The organism is Shimia sp. Alg240-R146 (assembly GCF_947331465.1).
Taxonomy (GTDB): domain Bacteria; phylum Pseudomonadota; class Alphaproteobacteria; order Rhodobacterales; family Rhodobacteraceae; genus Shimia.
In genome coordinates, this window is the sequence record NZ_CAMZOK010000003.1 from 239,181 (window position 1) to 259,041 (window position 19,861).

Annotated in this window: 19 protein-coding genes and 1 tRNA gene; 6 read left to right on the plus strand and 14 right to left on the minus strand. The window is 54.9% G+C overall.

Features of this window, described 5'->3' with window-relative positions:
- The first annotated feature begins 4 nt into the window (after positions 1 to 4).
- Positions 5 to 775: a tRNA pseudouridine(38-40) synthase TruA gene (gene truA, locus PG871_RS16785; protein WP_270731351.1), complete on the plus strand. Its 771-nt coding sequence runs from the start codon at positions 5 to 7 to the stop codon at positions 773 to 775.
- A gap of 80 nt (positions 776 to 855) precedes the next feature.
- Here truA and PG871_RS16790 read toward each other — a convergent pair whose 3' ends face one another.
- Positions 856 to 1,539 carry a TIGR04283 family arsenosugar biosynthesis glycosyltransferase gene (locus PG871_RS16790; protein WP_270731354.1) on the minus strand — a complete coding sequence of 228 codons (684 nt, stop codon included), beginning with the start codon at positions 1,537 to 1,539 and terminating at the stop codon, positions 856 to 858.
- 84 nt (positions 1,540 to 1,623) lie between these two features.
- Between PG871_RS16790 and ygfZ the strand changes: the two genes are divergently transcribed.
- Positions 1,624 to 2,376, plus strand: coding sequence for a CAF17-like 4Fe-4S cluster assembly/insertion protein YgfZ (gene ygfZ, locus PG871_RS16795; protein ID WP_270731357.1), 753 nt, complete (start codon positions 1,624 to 1,626; stop codon positions 2,374 to 2,376).
- Between the two features lie 150 nt (positions 2,377 to 2,526).
- On the opposite strand, the gene efp is transcribed toward ygfZ, so the two are convergent.
- Positions 2,527 to 3,090, minus strand: a complete 564-nt coding sequence (gene efp / locus PG871_RS16800; RefSeq protein WP_270731359.1) for an elongation factor P — start codon at positions 3,088 to 3,090, stop codon at positions 2,527 to 2,529.
- 218 nt (positions 3,091 to 3,308) lie between these two features.
- Between efp and PG871_RS16805 the strand changes: the two genes are divergently transcribed.
- Positions 3,309 to 3,629: a DUF6280 family protein gene (locus tag PG871_RS16805; protein ID WP_054002499.1), complete on the plus strand. Its 321-nt coding sequence runs from the start codon at positions 3,309 to 3,311 to the stop codon at positions 3,627 to 3,629.
- A gap of 70 nt (positions 3,630 to 3,699) precedes the next feature.
- Here PG871_RS16805 and PG871_RS16810 read toward each other — a convergent pair whose 3' ends face one another.
- The 3 genes from PG871_RS16810 to PG871_RS16820 all read right to left on the minus strand — a co-directional run bounded on the left by PG871_RS16810 (position 3,700) and on the right by PG871_RS16820 (position 7,106).
- Positions 3,700 to 4,911 (minus strand): hypothetical protein, encoded by a 1,212-nt coding sequence (locus PG871_RS16810; RefSeq protein ID WP_270731363.1) that lies wholly within the window; start codon positions 4,909 to 4,911, stop codon positions 3,700 to 3,702.
- Positions 4,912 to 4,984: 73 nt separating this feature from the next.
- Positions 4,985 to 6,406, minus strand: a complete 1,422-nt coding sequence (locus PG871_RS16815) for a TolC family outer membrane protein (protein WP_270731366.1) — start codon at positions 6,404 to 6,406, stop codon at positions 4,985 to 4,987.
- 46 nt (positions 6,407 to 6,452) lie between these two features.
- Positions 6,453 to 7,106 (minus strand): protein-L-isoaspartate O-methyltransferase family protein, encoded by a 654-nt coding sequence (locus PG871_RS16820; RefSeq protein WP_270731368.1) that lies wholly within the window; start codon positions 7,104 to 7,106, stop codon positions 6,453 to 6,455.
- A gap of 220 nt (positions 7,107 to 7,326) precedes the next feature.
- Between PG871_RS16820 and PG871_RS16825 the strand changes: the two genes are divergently transcribed.
- Positions 7,327 to 7,400 (plus strand) — tRNA-Cys (locus PG871_RS16825).
- 86 nt (positions 7,401 to 7,486) lie between these two features.
- Here PG871_RS16825 and PG871_RS16830 read toward each other — a convergent pair.
- Genes PG871_RS16830 through PG871_RS16840 form a run of 3 tightly spaced genes read right to left on the minus strand, consistent with a single transcriptional unit; the run spans position 7,487 to position 8,927 of the window.
- On the minus strand, positions 7,487 to 8,506 hold the full coding sequence (locus PG871_RS16830; RefSeq protein WP_270731371.1) for a tyrosine-type recombinase/integrase: 1,020 nt from the start codon (positions 8,504 to 8,506) through the stop codon (positions 7,487 to 7,489).
- Positions 8,500 to 8,709: a hypothetical protein gene (locus PG871_RS16835; RefSeq protein WP_270731372.1), complete on the minus strand. Its 210-nt coding sequence runs from the start codon at positions 8,707 to 8,709 to the stop codon at positions 8,500 to 8,502. Before PG871_RS16835 ends, PG871_RS16830 begins: the two co-directional genes overlap by 7 nt.
- On the minus strand, positions 8,706 to 8,927 hold the full coding sequence (locus PG871_RS16840; RefSeq protein ID WP_270731374.1) for a hypothetical protein: 222 nt from the start codon (positions 8,925 to 8,927) through the stop codon (positions 8,706 to 8,708). The genes PG871_RS16835 and PG871_RS16840 overlap by 4 nt, the downstream gene beginning before the upstream one ends.
- Before the next feature lie 109 nt (positions 8,928 to 9,036).
- On the opposite strand from PG871_RS16840, the gene PG871_RS16845 reads away from it, so the two are divergent.
- Positions 9,037 to 9,441 (plus strand): helix-turn-helix domain-containing protein, encoded by a 405-nt coding sequence (locus tag PG871_RS16845; protein WP_270731377.1) that lies wholly within the window; start codon positions 9,037 to 9,039, stop codon positions 9,439 to 9,441.
- Positions 9,442 to 9,858: 417 nt separating this feature from the next.
- Positions 9,859 to 10,638 carry a hypothetical protein gene (locus PG871_RS16850; RefSeq protein WP_270731379.1) on the plus strand — a complete coding sequence of 260 codons (780 nt, stop codon included), beginning with the start codon at positions 9,859 to 9,861 and terminating at the stop codon, positions 10,636 to 10,638.
- Between the two features lie 379 nt (positions 10,639 to 11,017).
- Here the strand turns inward: PG871_RS16850 and PG871_RS16855 are convergent, their stop codons facing one another.
- The 6 genes from PG871_RS16855 to PG871_RS16880 form a co-directional block, all read right to left on the minus strand.
- Positions 11,018 to 14,872 (minus strand): hypothetical protein, encoded by a 3,855-nt coding sequence (locus tag PG871_RS16855; RefSeq protein WP_270731380.1) that lies wholly within the window; start codon positions 14,870 to 14,872, stop codon positions 11,018 to 11,020.
- A gap of 169 nt (positions 14,873 to 15,041) precedes the next feature.
- Positions 15,042 to 15,329 (minus strand): hypothetical protein, encoded by a 288-nt coding sequence (locus tag PG871_RS16860; RefSeq protein ID WP_270731382.1) that lies wholly within the window; start codon positions 15,327 to 15,329, stop codon positions 15,042 to 15,044.
- 28 nt (positions 15,330 to 15,357) lie between these two features.
- Positions 15,358 to 16,926, minus strand: a complete 1,569-nt coding sequence (locus tag PG871_RS16865) for a relaxase/mobilization nuclease domain-containing protein (RefSeq protein WP_270731384.1) — start codon at positions 16,924 to 16,926, stop codon at positions 15,358 to 15,360.
- On the minus strand, positions 16,923 to 17,393 hold the full coding sequence (locus tag PG871_RS16870; RefSeq protein WP_270731386.1) for a plasmid mobilization protein: 471 nt from the start codon (positions 17,391 to 17,393) through the stop codon (positions 16,923 to 16,925). The genes PG871_RS16865 and PG871_RS16870 overlap by 4 nt, the downstream gene beginning before the upstream one ends.
- A complete protein-coding gene (locus tag PG871_RS16875) occupies positions 17,390 to 18,271 on the minus strand; it encodes a helix-turn-helix domain-containing protein (RefSeq protein WP_270731389.1) in 882 nt (293 codons plus the stop codon). The genes PG871_RS16870 and PG871_RS16875 overlap by 4 nt, the downstream gene beginning before the upstream one ends.
- A 213-nt stretch (positions 18,272 to 18,484) precedes the next feature.
- A complete protein-coding gene (locus tag PG871_RS16880; protein ID WP_270731391.1) occupies positions 18,485 to 19,753 on the minus strand; it encodes a tyrosine-type recombinase/integrase in 1,269 nt (422 codons plus the stop codon).
- Positions 19,754 to 19,861 lie beyond the last annotated feature (108 nt).

The following is a 19,861-nucleotide window of genomic DNA, read 5'->3' on the forward strand; positions in this document are numbered from 1 at the left end:
CGCCATGCCCAGATACGCCCTCAAAGTTGAATACCACGGCAAGCCCTTTTCAGGCTGGCAACGTCAGGCCGATCACCCCTCTGTGCAGGGCGCGATCGAGGCCGCTTTGGCCAAACTGCAACCGGGCGAACACACCATCGCCGCTGCCGGACGCACAGACGCGGGCGTACACGGGCTGGCCCAAGTCGCCCATTGCGATCTGATCAAAGATTGGGACCCGTTCCGCCTGTCGGAGGCGCTGAACTACCAACTCAAACCCGCGCCTGTCGCGATCACTGCCTGCGCTCTGGTTGATGATGACTGGCACGCCCGCTTTACTGCCTTGGAACGGCATTACCTGTTCCGCATCCTGATGCGCCGGGCACCGGCAACGCATCAGGAGGGCCTCGTCTGGCAAGTCAAACAAGACCTCGATGAAGTAGCCATGCAAGACGCTGCCAACCGGCTGTTAGGAAACCACGACTTCACAACGTTTCGCAGCACCATCTGCCAAGCGGCCAGCCCTGTAAAAACGCTGGATGGGTTGCGCATCGAACGCGTCCAAACGCTTGGCGGTCCTGAAATTCACTTCCATGTCCGTGCGCGATCCTTCCTACACAATCAGGTCCGCAGCTTTGTCGGCACGCTCGAACGCGTCGGCGCTGGTTCGTGGACTCCAGATGATGTCTCCGCCGCGCTGGAGGCGCGCGACCGCGCCGCCTGTGGCCCGGTCTGCCCTCCCCAAGGCCTGTATCTCGCAGATGTCACTTATCCCACCGACGTCTTCGCGCTCTAACGCCTCAACGCCCGGACGTATTTTTATGCGCAAATATCTTGGTGGGAAATCCCAGACCGAGGCGAAGGGGGAAAAGCCCCTTACTTGCGATAGGCTACCGCCAATCGCTCCGGTGACACCCCCAAAAAATACCAAGTCAGCGTCCACAGGTTCCGTGCGCCGCGCCGCATCCACCCTTGCGCTTGATATTTCGCGGAGCTCGTGACTGCCAAATGTTGCAGGCCCTTAAGGCGGCGGCGCAAGGCCCGCGCCATAGCCACATCTTCCATCAAGGGCATCGCGCGATAGCCGCCAACTTCCCGATAGAGTTTCTGCGACACCAACAGGCCCTGATCGCCGTATGGCAATCCAAGAAAATGCGACCGCAAATTTGCCCATCGGGCCACCATCCGTGCCGATCCGCCACCGGAATCAAACCCAAGCCGGAAGTAGCCGGCAACATCAGGTCCGCGCGCCATATGCGCGCCAACTGCGTCCGTCCAGCCCGGCGCCAGCTCCGTATCTGCGTGCAGGCACAAAACCCAATCTCCACGTGCCGCCTCAACACCTGCCTTCAATTGACCACCGCGTGACGGGAGCGTCGACAGGATCGTTGCCCCCACCTCGTCCGCAATCTCACAGGTGGCATCAATCGAGCCGCCATCAACAACGATCAACTCGCGGATCACTCCCGCCTCCACACCTTCATAGAGCGCCGCCAAACAGGTCGGCAGTGCGGCTTGCGCGTTCAAAGTGGGGATCACCACCGACAGCGGTGCACGCATTTGTTGTCTCCTACCCTGTTGCACGGACCAATGGTGTCTATATGAACAAACAAGCGCAAGAACAGAACAGGCTGCGACAAAATTATGGACCGCACACTCACCGACCGTCCCAGAAAAATTCTCCGCCTCAGCGGTGCAGACATCGAAAGCTTTCTGCAAGGGCTCGTGACCAACGATCTCGACGCTATGGGCGACAGGCTGCTTTACGCAGCGCTGCTGACACCGCAGGGCAAATACATTGCCGACTTTTTTCTTTGCCGCGACGGGGATGACATTCTTCTGGACGCTGACGCGGAACAGTGCCCGGCGCTTGTCACCCGCCTTGGGATGTACAAACTGCGCGCCGACGTCACCATCGAAGTGACTGACCTGTTCCTGCACCGTGGCACGGATGCAGTGCCCGCCGATGGGTTTGCGGACCCGCGCGCCGAGGGTCTTGGCTGGCGGGCCTACCGCACGACAGAACAAGCTGATGACACCGTAAACTGGACGGCAGTTTATGTGGAGCACGGCGTACCATCAGCAGGTGTCGAACTGAGCGCCGACAGCTACATTCTGGAAAACGGGTTTGAACGGCTCAACGGCGTCGATTTCCGCAAAGGCTGCTATGTTGGCCAGGAGGTCACTGCTCGCATGAAACACAAAACCGAGCTGCGCAAAGGCCTCGCGGTTGTGGCCATTTCCGGCGAAACAGCCGTTGGCACAGCCATCACCCGAGAAGGCCGGCCAGTGGGCACAGTGTTCTCTCAGGCCAACGGCAGGGCCTTGGCCTATCTGCGGTTCGATCGCGCCGGAGATGGCATGCTGGCAGAGACAGCAAAGATCAAACTACTCTAAATATTTTACGCATTTTTCATTCAGGTTAATCGACGACTGCAGAGTCTCGACAGCGCCCACCGCCGCAATACCGACGCGTTACAGACGTCTTGCAGACAGCAAAAAGCCGCCCAGATAGGCGGCTTTTTGCTTATCATCAGATCGCCAATTTTAGGCGCGTTCGGAGTATTCCATGGTGTCTGTGTTGATCACGATGCTCTCATCCTGCCCCACAAAAGGTGGCACCATGACCTTCACACCGTTGTCCAAAATGGCCGGTTTGAACGAATTCGCGGCGGTCTGACCTTTGACCACGGGCTCGGTTTCAACGATCTTGCAGATCACTTTTTGAGGCACTGTCGCGTTCAAAGCTTCCTCTTCGTGGAACTCGACGACAATCGTCATGCCGTCCTGTAGGAAAGGACGTCGATCGCCCAAAATCTCCGCAGGCAATTGAATTTGCTCATAAGTTTCAGTGTCCATGAACATCAACATGCCATCGTCCTCATACAGGAACTGCTGGTCTTTCTGCTCAAGGCGCACGCGCTCGACTTTGTCGGCACTGCGGAAGCGTTCGTTCAGCTTGGACCCGTTACGCAGGTTGCGCAACTCGACCTGAGCAAACGCGCCGCCTTTGCCGGGCTTCACGTGATCCACTTTGACCGCCGCCCACAAACCATCGTTGTGTTCCAGCACATTGCCAGGGCGAATTTCGTTACCGTTGATTTTTGGCATTGTCGTAAAACCTGTGCACAAAGGTTGATTGAAGGGTTCGAAGTCCTATATCTGCCCAGTCCACTGGTGGCAAGGCAACCAAGGGATCCAGCGTTAACACTTTGGTCATGCGCTTGCAGCATAAGAGCTATGCAAATTCAGCCTACCCGAATCACGCAGAATGCTCCATAAGGAGCGTCACGCCGAAAACACAAGAGCAATAATATAAGGACGACGAGATGAGAGATTTCGTTGACGGAGCGGCTTTCAATAACGAACAAGGTAACCGTGCCCGTAAACTTTTTGCAGCCGTTGTGTTGGCTGCGCTGGATGATGCCATTGCCGACGATAAGAAGTATGGCAATGGGCCTGAGCAAATCGCTCGCTGGGCACGCTCCCGCGACGGTCGTGAGGTGCTGTCTTGCGCCGGTATCGACCCGAACGAACGCGTTGTGTCTGGACTGATGGACTTCGTCGCCAAAGGTGTACGGACGTCTGTTGCGCTGTCGCGCGAAGAAAGCGAGCGTCGCAACGCCGCTGCACAGGCCGAAGCTGCCTGATTTATTCAAAGCTGCCAAAAAAAACGCGCCCTAAAAGGGCGCGTTTTTTTATGTCCGCTACGTCGAACTTTCAGTCAAGTTCATGAGCCGCCAAGGCCCGGTGGATTTCACGCCGCACCAACTTGCGCACGTTTCGTGTAATCCGTTCCCCCAAGGCGCCCTGCAATTCCTGACGCACAATATCTGCAACCATTTCGCGCAGGGCTTCTTCGTCGATCACAGCAGGCTCGTCCAGAGCGTCACTCAGGCCCGCATCGACTGCGTCAGCTACGTCTTCCGCCGCCTGCACAAAAGCCACGGCTTCGATCACCTCTGCCGCACCTGGCGCATCCAATGTCTCGCTCGGCTCTAGTTGTGTTTCCCAAGCGGAAGTAGTTGCCTCATCGTCTGTGTAGTCACTATCGACAGGCTCCTCTGTGTCGGCCTCAACTTCACTGCCATCTCCATCGCGCCAGTTCACCAGACGCGCCTCTAGCACTTTTTTGAAATCAAACGGTTCGTCTTCAACACCGTCCTGCGGCTCGTCAACTTCAACAAAGCCCGCCTCTTCCTCCACTTGCTCCAAACCGCTGTCCGCGACTTCGACTGCGTTGCCTTCCGGATTTAGTGGCGCCTCAGACACGTCCAAAGTCACTTCGGCGACTTTGGCTTCATTGCCGTGATCCACTCCGCCGCTGTCCGCGTCGTCAGTTACTTCGGTCACAGATTCTAGAATATTTTCGCTGGCCGCAGAGGCGGCATCATCGACCGCGTCATCGATTTCATCTGGTACCGTCGCATCGTTAGAAAACTCAACGTCCCACGCCAGCTCGGCGCTGTCATCAGTCGCGTCGTCCAACTCCGTTGACAGCACGTCCTCCGGCGTTTCTTCCACCAGAAACTCTTCTGCATCGGCATCCACTTCGCCGATACCGCTTTCCGACATGTCGCTTTCAGTAACCGGCTCAATCTCGGAGATTTCAACGGCGTGATCCGTTAGATCCAAAGCCTCCGCGTCATCATCGTCAAAGTCCGAAACGGCATGTGTCGAAACTTCGACGCTTCTGTCTTCGACAGACGCACCTTCATCCTCAGCCGCAGCGTCCTCCGAAACACGCAACGCGGGCGTCAGAACAAGTGCCATAGGTGCATTGGTCACAGGCTCATCGCTGTCTAAAATCGAGGCTTCGGATTGTTCATCTTCAGACTCAGGCGCCGATGCGACCTGCCGATTCTCTGACACGAGCCGTCGAATAGACGTCAAAACATCTTCTATTTCAGCGTTGCTGACTGGATCTGGCATCTCTTTTCACCACTCTTACCTCGGCAAGAGTGTAACGGTTGGGGTTCGCCCGCACAACAGATAGGAAAAATTGTTATTCTTTCCCAATGGCTTTGAGAAGCTTATCCAATTGCGCACCCTGTTTGGAGTGAAGCACAGGCGCGTCTTTCACCAAATTGTAGTACGCCTCAGGGTCATAGCGCGCCACTTTCAGGTTAAGCTGATCTACCGTTAATTGGCCCATCGACTCCAAAAGTGCATAGGCGGCAATCACTTGCGTCGCTTGCGCGGAAATCCTGTCTGCTTCCGCGTCCAGCAGATCCTGTTCGGCAGTCAAAACATCCAATGTGGTCCGTGCGCCAAGCTTGGCTTCTTCCCGTACACCTTCAAAGGCAATGCGCGCGGCTTCAACTTGGCGGGCACTGGCTTGAATCTGCGCGCCGGCAGCCAGCAACCGAGACCAGCTGGTACCAGCCTGCTGACGAATGCTGTGCCGTGTTATGTGCAGATTGGCGAGTTGTTGATCGCGCTGCGCCATCGCCTTACGTACCAAAGCGGACAGGCGTCCACCCTGATAAATTGGCGCGTTTACACTAACGCCTACACTGGCACCTTCCTGGAAGGCGTTGGCCCCAAATTCATGCGTGACGGAGAGACCGCCGTTTAGGCTAACCGACGGATTCAATGCCGCACGTGCGCCGTCCACATTCAACTCAGTCGCGGCAATCAAGTGCTGCACCTGAATCATGTCTGGATGCGAACGAATGGCCACTGCCTTGGCATCGTCAATCGACTTTGCGGTGCGTGGCAAAGAGCGAGGCGCAACGAGATTGCCGGGACGAGTTCCGACAGTCGCCGCGTAAAACTCTTGGCTTGCGGCAAAATCGCCTTGAGCGGCGGCAAGTTGTGCCCGTGCGCCTGCAAGCCGGGCTTCAGCCAACGACACATCCGTGCGTGTGACTTCTCCGACATCAAAGCGGTCTTGCGCGGCCTGAAGTTCGCGTTCCAGCAGACGCAGATTGTTTTGGCGCAGTTCGACGATTTCTCGATTTGCGACAACTTCCATAAAGGACTGAACAGTGCTCAACAAAACAGTTTGCTCTACTGAAATCAGCCCTTGGCGCGTCGCCAGAACGGATTCTTTTGCAGCTTCTCCGGCCAAACGCGCAGCGCCGCCGTCAAACACAAGAAGGCTGGCGCTCAGGCCAATCTGTGCGTCCGGTGTGCGGGATATGTTGGTAACTGGCCCAACAATACTAGGCGACCGAACCCGGCCATAGCTGTAGTCGACGCTCCCAGACCAGCCAATAATTGGCCGAAGTGCCGACAAGGCAATTGCCACGTCTTCGTCTGCCGCCCGCAGCAAAGCGCGGTTCTGATCCAAGAGCCCATTGTGTTCATAGGCCATGGCCATCGCGTCGGCCAACGTCTGTGACGCTGCCACCTGCGCTGTCCCGAATGAAACCGACAGCGCCAGTACGCCAACATGAACCGCTTTTTGAAGCTTTTGCAGCATGGTAATCCTTGTTGCTCCGCATTTTGCGCGCGGGGCGCGTCTTGTCTTAGAGTTGAAAGGCACGGCTTTTTTCAAAGCCGGGCAAAACAGGCGCGCTCGCGTTGAACGCAAAGCGCCAATTCATCTCACCATCGATTTTATAACCAATACGCACAACCCCCAAAGCGCCGTCAACAAACAAAACCGCGATCCGGCCGCCCTCTTTGACTTGCGCGAGAATGTCGTCGGGCAAGTGCTCGACCGCCCCCTGCAGCACCACGCAATCATATGGACCGTGCTCAGCCGCGCCTTGAGTGAGCGGGCCCACGTGCACAATGGCGTTGTCCACACCCTGTTCTGACAGGGTTGTCTGCGCATCCTCAGCCCGTGACTCGTCGCTCTCCAGTGCAATCACGGCTTCGGCCATGCGCGCCATGACCGCAGAGGAATAGCCAAGACCCGCGCCGATATCGAGAACCAGTTCATTATTCTGAATGTCCAGCTCGTCCAGCATCTTCGCGAGCACGCGCGGATCAAGCACCACACGGCCACCTTCCAGCGCAACATGTTCACCAACATAAGCCGCGTCACGTTGTCCACTTGGAACAAAGGCTTCTCGCGGGACGGACAACATCGCCTCAATGACTGTGTATTTTGTGACGTCAGAAGGACGGATTTGCGTGTCGACCATAGTCGTGCGGAGGGCAGTGTAGTCTGTCATTTCCAACTCATTTGATTGGACTCATCTGCTGATCTCTTGCCACAACTGCCTTGGTTGAGCAACGCCTGCCGAACGGAATTCACAGCAGGTGTCCAATATGTCGCCTTCTCGGCTGGCATAAACGACACTCGAAAATACGCGCAAAAAACCACTTGCACGTCCGCTGGATTCATTTCATGTATGCGCCACTTCGAGGGTCAGGCCCCGAAGCACCATGGATGGCGAGTTGGCGGAGTGGTGACGCAGCGGATTGCAAATCCGTGTACACCGGTTCGATTCCGGTACTCGCCTCCAATAAAATCAATGGGTTAGAAAGTTCTCTGCTCATTGAGTATCACCTCTGGTATCAGTTTCACGTTCTGTGCCTGTTCTGTTCGGGATCATTTGCGCTTTGCTGCTGCCTGTCGCGCCCGCATGATTTGCCGCGCCTCCCCCGCATATTTGATGATCATCTTCTTTGAAGAGTGCCCGCTGTAACTTGCGATTTCATCGTCGGTGCAGCCTGCCCACGCCAATTCCATGACACCACGATACCGAAGCGCATGCTGGTCGAAGGCCATCAACCCGAGCCGCTTGCGCTCGCTGATCATGACACGCGCCATAGCGTGATAGCTCATTGCGGATCCGTCAGGCCGTGTAAGGATGTGCCGCGTTGGATGTGGTGCAGCGCCCAAATCGGCCTTTGCTTGATCCAAGGCTTGCCGAAGCGCTTGCGTGCAAGGCAAGAGCAGCGGCTTATCGGTCTTGTTTTGGCGCAATTTCAGAGTGTCGCCATCGTAATCACCCCATTGGAAATCCAACCAATCACCTGGTCGCTGCACACTCCCGACACCAATTTCAAAAATCAGGCGCGGTAATGGCTTCCCCTCGGTTCGCATTTTTTCAACGGCCCAATCAGTCCAAGGTTGATGTGGCTTCTTGCGCGCTTTGGGCACTTTCAGTTTTTCAATTCCGATCGCCGGATTGTCCTGCCTCCAGCGTTTCCGAATAGCCAACTTGCACAACATGCGAATGGCAATCGGGATGTAATTGGCGAAGTTTACGCGATGGCGGTTCTTATCCATAGCGTCGTAGACATCGGCCTGGGTCAGACGCGAAACATCGGCACTGCCAAGCTTATCCGCGAGATATTGAAAGACCGGTTCCAGGTCTTTGCGGTAGCGTGGCGAAAAACTCGCCCATTTATCCGTCTCGCGCATGGCTGCGATCAAAGCGTTCCAGGAGGTTTTTACTGCGGTACGTTTGCCGCCAACGATCTCCCAATACTCGCGATCAAAATCGGCTGTGCCCTCCTCAGCCTGAATGCGCCCGAGATAATGCAGTTTGCCATTGATAGTTTTACGCACATACCAGCGCCCCGATTTGTGTCGCCATAGGAATTTCTTTCGTTTGGTCACCATTGAATCTGCCCCCAATCGCCAGTCCCTTGCCCGCTTGAGATTTTCTTGAGCAAATCCGTATCCCAACGGACAACACCAGGGGCGATTTCATGGCCTTGCGGCAAGTGGCCTTCTTCTACCAATGCCTTGAACTGCCGAGTTCCGAGATCAAGCAGGCGTGCCGCAGTTGTCTCACTCGCTAATAACGGCGCTTGTGTCCTCATGATTGCGCACCCTTTATTCTTTGCGTCGCAGGCTGCGCCTTCACCGTGAACTGCGCGACATATTTTTCCCAAGCTCCCATCGGGATCTTTGGATTGCGCTTCCCTGGTGCCGTAAAGATGTGGTCGAGCATATCTTCGCGGATCAGATAACGAATGTTCGTGACGGGCAATCCTACGCGGGCTGCTAATTCTTTGGGTGTTTCGAGAGGCTTAGTCACAGCTCACCTTTCTGTTGTATTTTTGATCGCAAGTCTGCAAGGTGAACAGGATCGAACAAAATGCAGCATAAGTGAATTTATTTTCACTTTTAGTGAATGGAATTGACGCTTGTCAACGGATTTATCAGGAATCGGCCTGCGCCTTCGAGAAATTCGCAAAACGAATGACCTGACACAGCAGGTCATGGCGGCCGCCATTGATGTCACTGACCGTACCTACAAGAACTACGAGCAAGAGAAACGCGACCTTCCTGCGGCTGCAGCCATCACGATCTGCGATGCCTTTGGTGTAAGCTTGGAGTGGTTATTGGCTGGACGTGGCAAAGCGCGAAGCAGCGATGATCCGGAACTGGCAGAAATCAGCGCTAAAGCTGTCTTGCTCGAAAACGCCTCAAGACAAACTGATCTGCCGATTGAAAAGCTCTGCAAGATAATCGGCTTTGTCGCGTCTCAGGCAGTGCAGTCAGGTGACGCCCCCACAGAGCTAGCAACCAAATATTTTGATACGTTGTAAAGGTAACTCATTGTTATGACCGACATAAGCCACGACACTCAAACATCAAAGCTGGGCCCCTGCGACCAAGAGATCTTCACATTCGCCCGGCAGATTTCCATCGCTGGCGGCGTCCTGATGTTCTCCGGCGCACTCGGTCTAGTCGCGACAATGAGCCAAACAACCTGGGATGCACCCCGGATCCTATTCATCGCAATGCTAGCCCTCGGTCCGTGCGGCCTATTCCTAGGCAATAGGTTAGTTCGGATTCTGATGAAACACCGCCGGACAGAGCTAAACATATTTTGAGCTCTAGCACCGAACACTAAGTTAGGCTCGAAACAAGATATTCCTGTCCTAGACTGTGTTTACTATACAATAGACCACTTGGCAGCTGAGTTGCTGATGTGAGAAACAAGAAGCCAGAAAGACATTCTTTTGGGACTGATTTTAGATCTAAAAACCGACGAAGTGATTGTTGATCACACCTCAAAAGAACACTTGCACACAACCGAAAAGGGCAACCCTGTTCTAAGTAGACTTGGCCCCATGCAGGTCCATAGTGTTTTCCGGCGTTTAAAGGCTTCGGGCAAGAATCGCCGAAACCGCAGCGCCAAACAGATCGGAGACAATTGCCCGCTTATTTACGCACTCAAAGGAAGTGAAAATTTATGGGTTTCCAGACACAGCATTAAACAGCTCAATACGTACATCCCACTAATCATTTCGACAATTTGCGATGCGCTAGAAGGTGATGTTGATTGTATTGTACTTATTCCGTCACGGCACCCTCTCGCAAAGATGTTAGCATCTCGATTGGGGAAAGCTATTGGCATCCCAGTACACGAACATATCTTCAGAAAGGCAACTTTTTTTGAAGCTTCAACGCGCGTCAGAGCCCTATTAGGCAACAAAGCAAACATCATTGGTGCCGGGGTTTCCCCTGATGATGAGAAAAGACTTCGTCGTATCGTAAAAGTAGGAATGCAGCAGGCCGCTGCGCCATATTCGGCAAAGGACATCGGAACGTCCTTACGGCAGCATTTTGACCCGTTAAAGTTTCGTGGTGGAGCATCGCCTTTAGGAGCCGAAGATCGCGTACTTTTTGTTGACGATTTGTTGGCTACAGGTGAGACATTGCTAGCCGCCCATGACCTGTTGTATGGTCCGGGGGAACAAACCTCGAGTCGAGCAGCAACTTGGTTCAGCAAGGTTTGAAGCCGATAACTATCTGTAGCCAAACAGAAAAACTAAACGATTGACTCTCACCCCCAGGATTTACTATATCTTAGGGCGTTAGAGGTAAAACTTTAGCCGAGTGCGTTTGAGGTGCCCCGCTCGATAAAGACCAGAAGCATCCCGCGTAGGCGCCTGCTAGGGCCGTGTCGTAAAGACAGAGTACTAGTGAACTTGGCAGCGGCTTGTTCTTTGACCATTAGGTCATCGTAAATTATGGAAATAGCAGGCTTTACGGCCTGCTTTTTTCTTTTTTGAGCCTGAGCTCTGGCCCCCAAGCTCTCCACGCAGATCGATGACAAAACCTCCAATCTCGCACCACACTCACTCCGAAACACAATGGAAAATGTTTAAAGGCCGATTATTCGAAACGCTGCTCGCGTTCTTCATCTCTTTGTCTATCACGAACCCGTTCGCGTTCGATTTCCATTTCCAGCCGGCCTGACACCGACTTTGCAGCCTTCGCTATCTCTTCCCGCTCATGCAGCTTCAGTTCAGCAATGGCATCGGCCCTCGGCTGCATGACATCTGCACGGCTCCCAGACCACGACGACGGGGTAACACGATCTGCGTACGCGTGAAGGACTGGTTCGTGCTCTGGGGCAGCTTCAAGAAACTCAACAGCGGACGGCGTTATGGAAGAACCATCTCTGTTCCCATCCCCTTTCTCCCAAAGTTCAATGCCTGACGCGACCAAACCCCAGACATCCGTTTCGTTCTGTTGCTGACACCACTCAATCAGATCGGCGACATCGATCTTGGAGAGCGGGCAGCGCCGTATACCCCCGTTACGAATGAAAAACCTACGTCGGCTTTGCTGGTCATCTGTCCCTTGGAAAACACGATACAGAAATGCCTTGGGCATTAGACCCGCTGTCGTCTCAATCGCTTTCTCGAACGAATGAATGTAGCCGTAACGTTCGTCCACCACAGAGAAGATGGTATCCAACCACTCAGTCTTTTCAGTGTCATTGCCATCGAAGCTCATTGCAGCCTTGATGACATTTTCCATGCGATAATCTTTGCTGCCACCTGGGTCGCTATGATCCGACAACAGTGATTTGGTGGCCGCCTTTAAACCAAGGTTTCTCAGTTCAGGCCCCAACGTATCGACCGCAGGGTCCTCCCCGTGCAGCTTCATACTGAGCGCTTCAAGCAAAGTGTCGTCGCCGCCCGACTTCATCACTAGTTTTTGTGCAAGCTCCAACAGTCTTTCTGACGGAAGATGCGCGTAGTTGTCTCGCCAAAGGATAGGTCCGAACATCCAGGTTCGTGTTTCTTCCTGATCGAGCAGAGCTATGCACCGATCGAGATCGGCCTCCGTGAACTCGTTCCACGGATGCAATCCCACGAGGACTTTCTGAAGTTGTGGGTGTTCCGCACATTCATCCAAAATTTCTCTTGAAAGTCCGTTATCGTTTGCTGCGATCTCTTCGATGAAGCCACCGATCACCGCAAAGTCGTGGTTCGAACCGGATGAATTAGCGAGATGTCCGAGCAAAGCTTGCCAACCTTTGCGATAGTTGTGGACACCCTTCGCAAGGCCGACACCGAACGCCCTACGATAGGGCATCCATTCGTTTGAGAACAAGTCAGCCCCCAATTCATCGAATGTATGGTCTGAAGCCGCAAAGCTCTCACCTAAGTCTGTTGCCTTTGCCGCCAACCGATCCTCAGCCGCGCTGTATCTGTCGTCGTTGCTCTCGTCGAACTCTTCATCAAGCGCCCAATGATCATGGCCTTTGCCAAGCACGTATGTATTGATCTTTGCGATCAGGTCGCGAGGCTCCAGATCCCGATCTAGGTCAGCCAGGTCTTGGGGAAGTGGTTCTGGCTCAGCTTCGCCTTTTTGTCTCTTGTGGTCGAAGTATATGATTGAACGAACCGCTTTCCAGCCTGCTCCCCATGGCTCGTGATCATTGATCGCCCGCGCTGCTTCGACCAACTTATCCCGCATTGCTTCCTGATGCCACAGACCGCGAAATTCATTCGCTAGGGCCTGCCGCGCACGGCTCTTGATGTCCTCGTCATCAGAATTTGCAAGCCGCACTGCCAGATCGATGAAAGCAGTGCGCCACTCGACAAGTTGGTCATGGCTGGGACGGTAGCCATAGTCCCTTGGCCGTGCCCCAAACTCGTTTAGACCGAAGCCTGTCCATGGTGGCCCATCTAGAGCTGTCGAGAGCAGCTTCAGACCCAAGGAACGTCTTCCCACTTCTTCAGAACTCAGACACCCCTCCACTATGGCTAAGCGTTGTGCCAGAGAAGCATGAGTGCCGGACAGATAGGGCTGAAAGAATCCCGAGATCTTTCCCCTTACAGCATCATAGTTGTTGTTTTCATCTTCATGGTCCGCGACGCGGATCAGAAGTGACATGCAACGGTCAAAGGCATCGGTCTCGTATGCCAAAGACTGGAGCAGGTTCAGGATCGTGGTCCTACGCGGATTATGCTTCGGCTCCATTCCTTGAAAGTCTGGCGACGTGAGTTCGGCTTCGATCCGATCAAGCAGCGCATCTGGTGCGACAGGCCCAATGTAGTCCAGTATCCTCGAGCCATTCTCATCGAGGTCTGAAATACGGCCCAACAGGCCATTCGGTTGCAGCCAAGCCTTAACAATCTCTCGGGCAATTGGATGATCATGCATCAGGCCAAGCCTGTGAGCGAAGGACATCAGAAGCCGATTGTTTCCTTGTGCTTCAAACGTCGATGTCAGGGTCTCGACAGGGACACTCTCAAGCGCGGAGCTTGCCAGCCTGTTTGCGACGGCATGTGGCAGTATCGCTCTCCAATGGGCTCTCCGTTGGACAACATGTCGATCCGCCAGCTTGCTGGCGGCTCGGAAAAGTTGAGCCTTTGTGTGTCCTGAAATCGAGCCCAACACTTCCAGTTCATTCTGACCGACCTCTGGGTCAGAAACCGAGAACGAATACACCAGTGACAGAGTCTCGGCCTGTTCGCGAAGGTCACCATCGTCTCCCTTCCGCTGTTGGAAGAGACGGTCGAACAATTCTGCGTCTGACAACTGGGCTAGGCCCTCACCCTGTTCAACCCTTTCTGCGATTGCCAAGGCCACCCTGGAATTGCCATCGGCAAACTCGGCGACTCGTCGTGCGTTACCCTGTCCAATTTCGGGAAAACGGCGTATCAGAAGTTCTTCGGCGACTTCCGGTCCGTTCGCCTCGATGTGGATCACTTCAGTGGTTTGCGGTTTGTCGTCTCTGATGTCGTATTCGACTGTGATCAGGCTGACATCTCCACTTGCAGTCGAAACCTTGCCTGCCAATATCGAATGCAGTTCGGATGGGCAATTGTCTAGGATCATCACCGCGCGACGCCCCTCGGCAATCAAACGATCAAGCATGGCCGACGCTGAGGGGTCGGGGTCTTGTCCCGTATCCACATAGACAGCGATAGTCCGGTCGAGTGGATCATTACCTACAGTTTCGTCAAAGAGTGCTTGCGCAATTCGTGTTTTACCAACACCTGAAAGCCCCGTGATCCGGATTGCCTTGTTTGATGTGCGGATCAAACGCCGCATAGGTTCTATGGCGTCCTCGATTGAATACTCCTGACCCTGATCCGTCGGCAAATGGACGGTGATCCCTGGGGCAGAAATGAGAGTGTCAGGTGATCCCTTTGGAGGGTTGCTCCAGGCTCCATAGGGCTGCCATCCCGAATAGCCTTGACCGAGCTTGCCCTTCAACCACAGCAACACCGACGGGTGCTGTCGAACCCATTGAACCAGCTTGGAACGGTCGAAGAAATCGAGGTGGATGTCCTCATTGTTGGGATCATTGGCCACAGCCTTTCGCATGGCGTCGAGGCGATCCTTCTTCATCGGTGGCGAACAATCGTCGGCGAGGCTCACAATGATGTAGCTGCCCCCGATCTTCGCTTGGTTTGATATAGTTAGATGAAGATCGCCGTTTTTCGTCATCTCCGCTGTAGTCGCGGACTTCGGCATCGCGTCCTTCTTGGACTGAAGGATCGTATCAGGGCGGCTAATGAAACCTGTGTCCAGTTTGGGGACATTCACCTGCACATGTATGTCGATGCCGTCGTCAGGCGCTTTGATCGATCCAGACCAACTGACACTCGAAGGGCTATGTCCATGTGCGGCGACCTCTGCTTCAGCGAGCCGTGCAATCAACTCTTCCAACAGAGTATCGGAGAGCCGCAGCAAATCATCCTTTTCAATATCAAAAATCGCCATCCAACTATCCCTACCTAAAAATAAGGATAGTATATCACCACAGACACACAATCTATAGTGGATAGCGCAACACAAACTACTATAATGAGATGCAATTACTATTTCACCCCAGTTTCGGCGCTGCCTTTCCGAAGCACCGGAAGCGAATGAAAATTCGTGTGTTAAACAATCAGCCGGATATCAAGATAACCTGTCCCACCTGTACTTCTATTGCGTTCAGATTCAGCTCGTGGATGGTATACTCGCCAGCACGGCCGGTGATATGGCGACGGTAGGTTTTGCCTGTTTGGTCGATGAACAGGCAACGGATATCACTGTAGTCACCCCAAACGCCAGCGATGGCCATTAGAGGGATGCCTTCGGGCAAACGCTCAACTTTTTGAAAGTCGCGATAGTCGATGCCGTATTCTAGGGCTTGCCGGAAACCAAGCGTGAATTGGGTGTGGTCGAATTGCATGTGGTGCCTTTCTGCGTCCTGAAATTCGTCAAAGCGTGTGTCCCGCGCTGCGGTGGCTATCACGTGCCTCTAGCTCTCGTTCAGCCGCTTCTCGGCGTCTTTCGCTAGTTTCCAGCTGGTCTCTAACCCCGCCTGCAGCGTCGCGTAATTCTGCTCCTCGCGCAGCAAGTCGGCCAATGTGGTGACGGACGTGAGATGCGATTTCATCAATAGCGCCACGCAGTGCGCCAAGCCATTCACCTTGCTTTCGATCCTGCTGGTCGAGCGTTTCTCCAAGGCGTGCAATTCCTTGGCCGAACTCTCGCAGGCCGTCACCAACCGTTCGACGGATGCAAGCAATTCGCGCTCCAATGCTGTCAGGGGTGTTGTCGGTGGAATGGTCATCTAAGGCTCCTTGATCTCGATACAGATGATGGGCCGTTGCGCCATCGTGCAGGTCTTCAACTCCGTCCGGTCGGGGTCCAGCGTCACCCATGTCTGCCCCGCCTGTTCGATCCGCATCATACCCATCTGCGTTAGCTCCGAGCGCGTGATCAAACCCGTCCAAAACCAACTCGCCATCAGCACTGTCGCGATCCAGGCTGAGACCATCCCCACGATCACCCACGGCGAGATCGTCAACCAGCGCCTGATCGTCTCGCTCCGCCTCTCCAACTCGCTCCTGCTGTCGTTGAGAAAGAACTTGATATCGGTCTCGATTGTATGCAGCGCGCTGGTCGCAATGCTGCTGAAATCGCTCCTGAAGCTCTCCAGCTGAGATGCCATCAAGGCGGCGTGGTCGCTCCGGATCGTCTCCAGGTCCGCGTTCAATTTCTCGGCGAGGCGGTTCGGCTTGCCAGTCGTCATGGAAAATCTCTCCTTTCAAACGCCAGCGCTCGCCAGTGTCGGGGTCTTTGGCGGTGATGTAATTTTTGCTAGCACGGGGGATCTCGAAGCCCGCATCGACCAAAACATCAATCATGCTAGCGCGGTCAGTGATGATGCCGACGCTGATCTGATCGAGGATCCAATCGTGTAGCGCTTCGCGACCTTGCGCGCGCGTCGGCGCTTCAATCGTCGCTCTCACTTCACGGGCGCGTTCTGGGTCCAAAGGGTCTGCCCAACCGTGAGTCTTGTTCATCAAATCGCGCAGACTGGAAAAAGCGCGCTCATGGCCTGGCGGTGCGATGTTCAGCGCCTTGCCGGTGCTGAGCTCAAGGCGTGGCGTGCAGAAGTGCAACTCGACGTTGCCCTCATGCGAGTGGCGCACCCAAAGGCAGTCGTATTGATCCCTGTCCAGCCCAGCAAAGGCCAGAGCCTCAAATAGCTCAATGGCCTCTTGCTGGGCGGCGAGACTGGGATCATCGCTATCGGCAAAACTGATGACGCCTGCCGTGTAGCTCCACTTGTTGGGGCTCGCATCGATCAGGTCGCGGGTGTGGTCTGGATTGCCGTGCAGCACCTCGGGAAACGGGACGCGGATCTTGGTTTGCGGCTGGCCGGTGTCATCGCGGATGAGATTGCGGTTCTCGTCATAGGCCAGAACTTCACGCGCTGTCAGGTAGTCTACGGGAGCTGCACCGCCACCAGTGCCGGTGGAGAAGAACGAGATGATCATTCGCCGCCGCCTGTGTGTGCCGTCACGATCTGCGCCAACTGCCGTTCGATGGCCACCAGCTGCGTCGCGACCTTAAGCGCATCGATCTGGCTCGCGCGGCCAGACTTGACCGCGCCGTTGATCCAACGGGAGAGCTGGTTGAGGTTGCCGCCGACACGGGCAATCGCAAAGGTCAGCTTCGGGTCAACTCGGGGGACCGGCTTGCGCCGACGTGCCTCGGTCAGCTCCAGGGCCTCGCGCATCAGCGTGGCATTGGGCAGGCCAGCGGCGCGCGCCTTGGCAACAAGTGCTGCCTTTTCTGACGGGGTGCATCGAAAGATCACGCTCTCGGAAAAGCCCTCTTTGACGCCGCTTGCGTGCGTCTGGTTGGGGTTTGAAGGGGAGGCTTGCCGCCCCTCACAAGTCCCGCCGATGTAATCGGTGGGTAACCTTGCTCTCTGCTCTTTGTGGGGATCAGTTGCGTTCATGATCTCAGCCCTGCGGCCTCGATTTCAGCAGGGCTCACCAGGTTTGCAGCCAGTAAGGCGGTAACTTGGCCGGGTGTGATGTGGCGGCAAAGGGGGTGCTTGTCCGTGACCCAGTCGGCCAAGCCTTTCAGCAGTTCGGCTTCTTTGGCTTTGCCTGCTTCTCGCGCCTCCTCAACATCTTGAAGGTATTTCAACCAACGGCCAGACGTGAACCAATTGTCGGAGAAACACACTTTGGAGCGGGTGAAGCCTTCGCTTTCGGATGCATAGGCTTGGACGGCCTGCAGCAAGTCCTCCGGTGCGATCCCCTCCTTCATGGCCTGCTCGATCTGGGCAAGACAGGACGCTTTGCAGCGCAATCGGTCGGATGGATACGCCGCCAAAATCTTCTCAGCTTCTTCATCCACCGCCGCCTCGCGCTTGCGCGTAGGTGGTTCTTTCACAGGTTCAATGGTAAGGTTCGTGTCCCGATTTGAGACCACCCCCGTCTCACCGTTGGGACTTTTCCCCCGAATTTTTGAGACGTTTCCCCCCGTCTCACTTTGAGACACAACCCCATCAGGACCGCTGCCCGCGCCTTTCGGACGCGAGCTGGGGCCGAGAGTGATATCAAGGTGCAGCTCATACTGATTGGATCCGCGCCCACCATCGCCATCCCCTCGGGCATGGCGCGTGACAAGCCCAATTTCCTCCAACGTCGTCATATGCCGAAAAAGAGTTGCTCGACCCATCTCACATTCATCGGCCAACCGTTTTGCGCTTGGGTTGCACTGGCCCGTTTCTTTATTGTGAAAGTCCGCCAGTTGGATCAGCACGATCTTGGCGGCGGGCTTGAGACCTTTGACATTCGCGGCCCAGATCAATGCCATTCCACTCATGGCAAAAGACCTGTTAAAACATGAGTATCAGGTTCGCACCATGTTCGACTAATGTCCTGATACTTTTTTGCCTCTAAGTACTTGTTTTCATTGATGGAGAGAATGGATTGCAAATCCGTGTACACCGGTTCGATTCCGGTACTCGCCTCCATTTAAAATCAAGCACTTAGATCATTCCTTCCCATGTTTGGGCCCTACCGTTTACAGGGGCGTTTACATTTTTGTGTTTTCAGACTGCGATTTGGCCTGATTAAGTTTGCGCAAAACAGCGTCACTTTCGTCCGGGCTAACCTGCGCGTAATGCTCGATAACCTGCGCGGCGTAGCGCACGGACCACCCCATCAGGACCGCAATTTGACGCAAAGACAGGTCCGCATTCAGCAATCTTGTCGCAGCTGTCCCGCGTGTATCGGACAGAGTCTTCTCACGACCATCGATCCATGGCGGAATTTGTGCTTCGCGCCGCCACTTCGTTATTTGGTTTGATGCCCAACGGGCCGTCAAAGGCCTTCTCAACTCGGACACCAGCAGCATTTCCTGATCCTCCGGTGTATCTGAAATCAGTTTCGCAAGGGCTGCAGTGGCTGGGATATACGCGATCTGACCACGTTTGCTTGTGCGAAAGCGAAGCCGTTTGCCGTGCGGCGTGTCTTCGAATTGGTCCATCTGAACCTGGACCAGGTCGGCCGCCCGCAGACCGGTTTCACATCCCGCCGTTAAGATCCGCTGGACCCATTTGGGCGCATGTTTTTTGAACTGCGCAATATCACCGCTGGTCCAAATGATCTCGGTGCGATTCGATTGATAGAGCTTCTTGAGCTTGTGGCAGTGGTGCTCTTTTAGTTTTCCCTCTTCCACCGCCCAATTCAAAATGCGGGTCGCATGTGTGCCAGCCATGTCATGCTGCTTGGGTGAATGGAGCCACTTCTTGCGCCAATTGTTCACCTCACCCCGCGAGGCGCGCTCTTCGAACATTGCGACAGGGTCCGCTCCGAACTCCTCGCGAAAGAGTTCCAGCCACTTTCGGATATCTGCTTTGGAACGCTCGGCCTTGGGCAAAGACGCGCTGGAGAGAAAATCATCAACCAAATAGGTCGTCAGGTTTTCGGAAGGACTGGAAGGCGTGCCGCACATGGTAAAGGCATGGAAAAACTCGGGCTCTTTAGGGTTTGGCTCCGTCCCTTCCCAGAATTTTGGACCACCTCGCCAAGCGTAGAAGTGGTATCGAACACCGGCCACGACTTTCCGCCGAACACGGTGAACCCCTTTTGGCAGATTACTTTTGGGCACGGCGAGCCCTCCGTTGCGTGACAAGGCTCGGCCGCGTCTCGGCATCACGCTCCACAGCGTTGATTCCCTGAACAGCATCCAACCGCGCCCGAATGAGCTTCGGATCGTACCAACCCTTCCGGCCAGGCACCGGAGCGATACCGGTCCGACGACAGAAATCGTAAAACGACGCGCTCGGTTCTCCAAACCCAAACAACAATGCCAGCTCTGGCGTCGGAATGAGTTGAATTTGGTTTGGGCTCATTTCTCGGCCCCCTCGCCCAATGATTCCTGTCGCGACATAGCTACCCGCAGACAGGA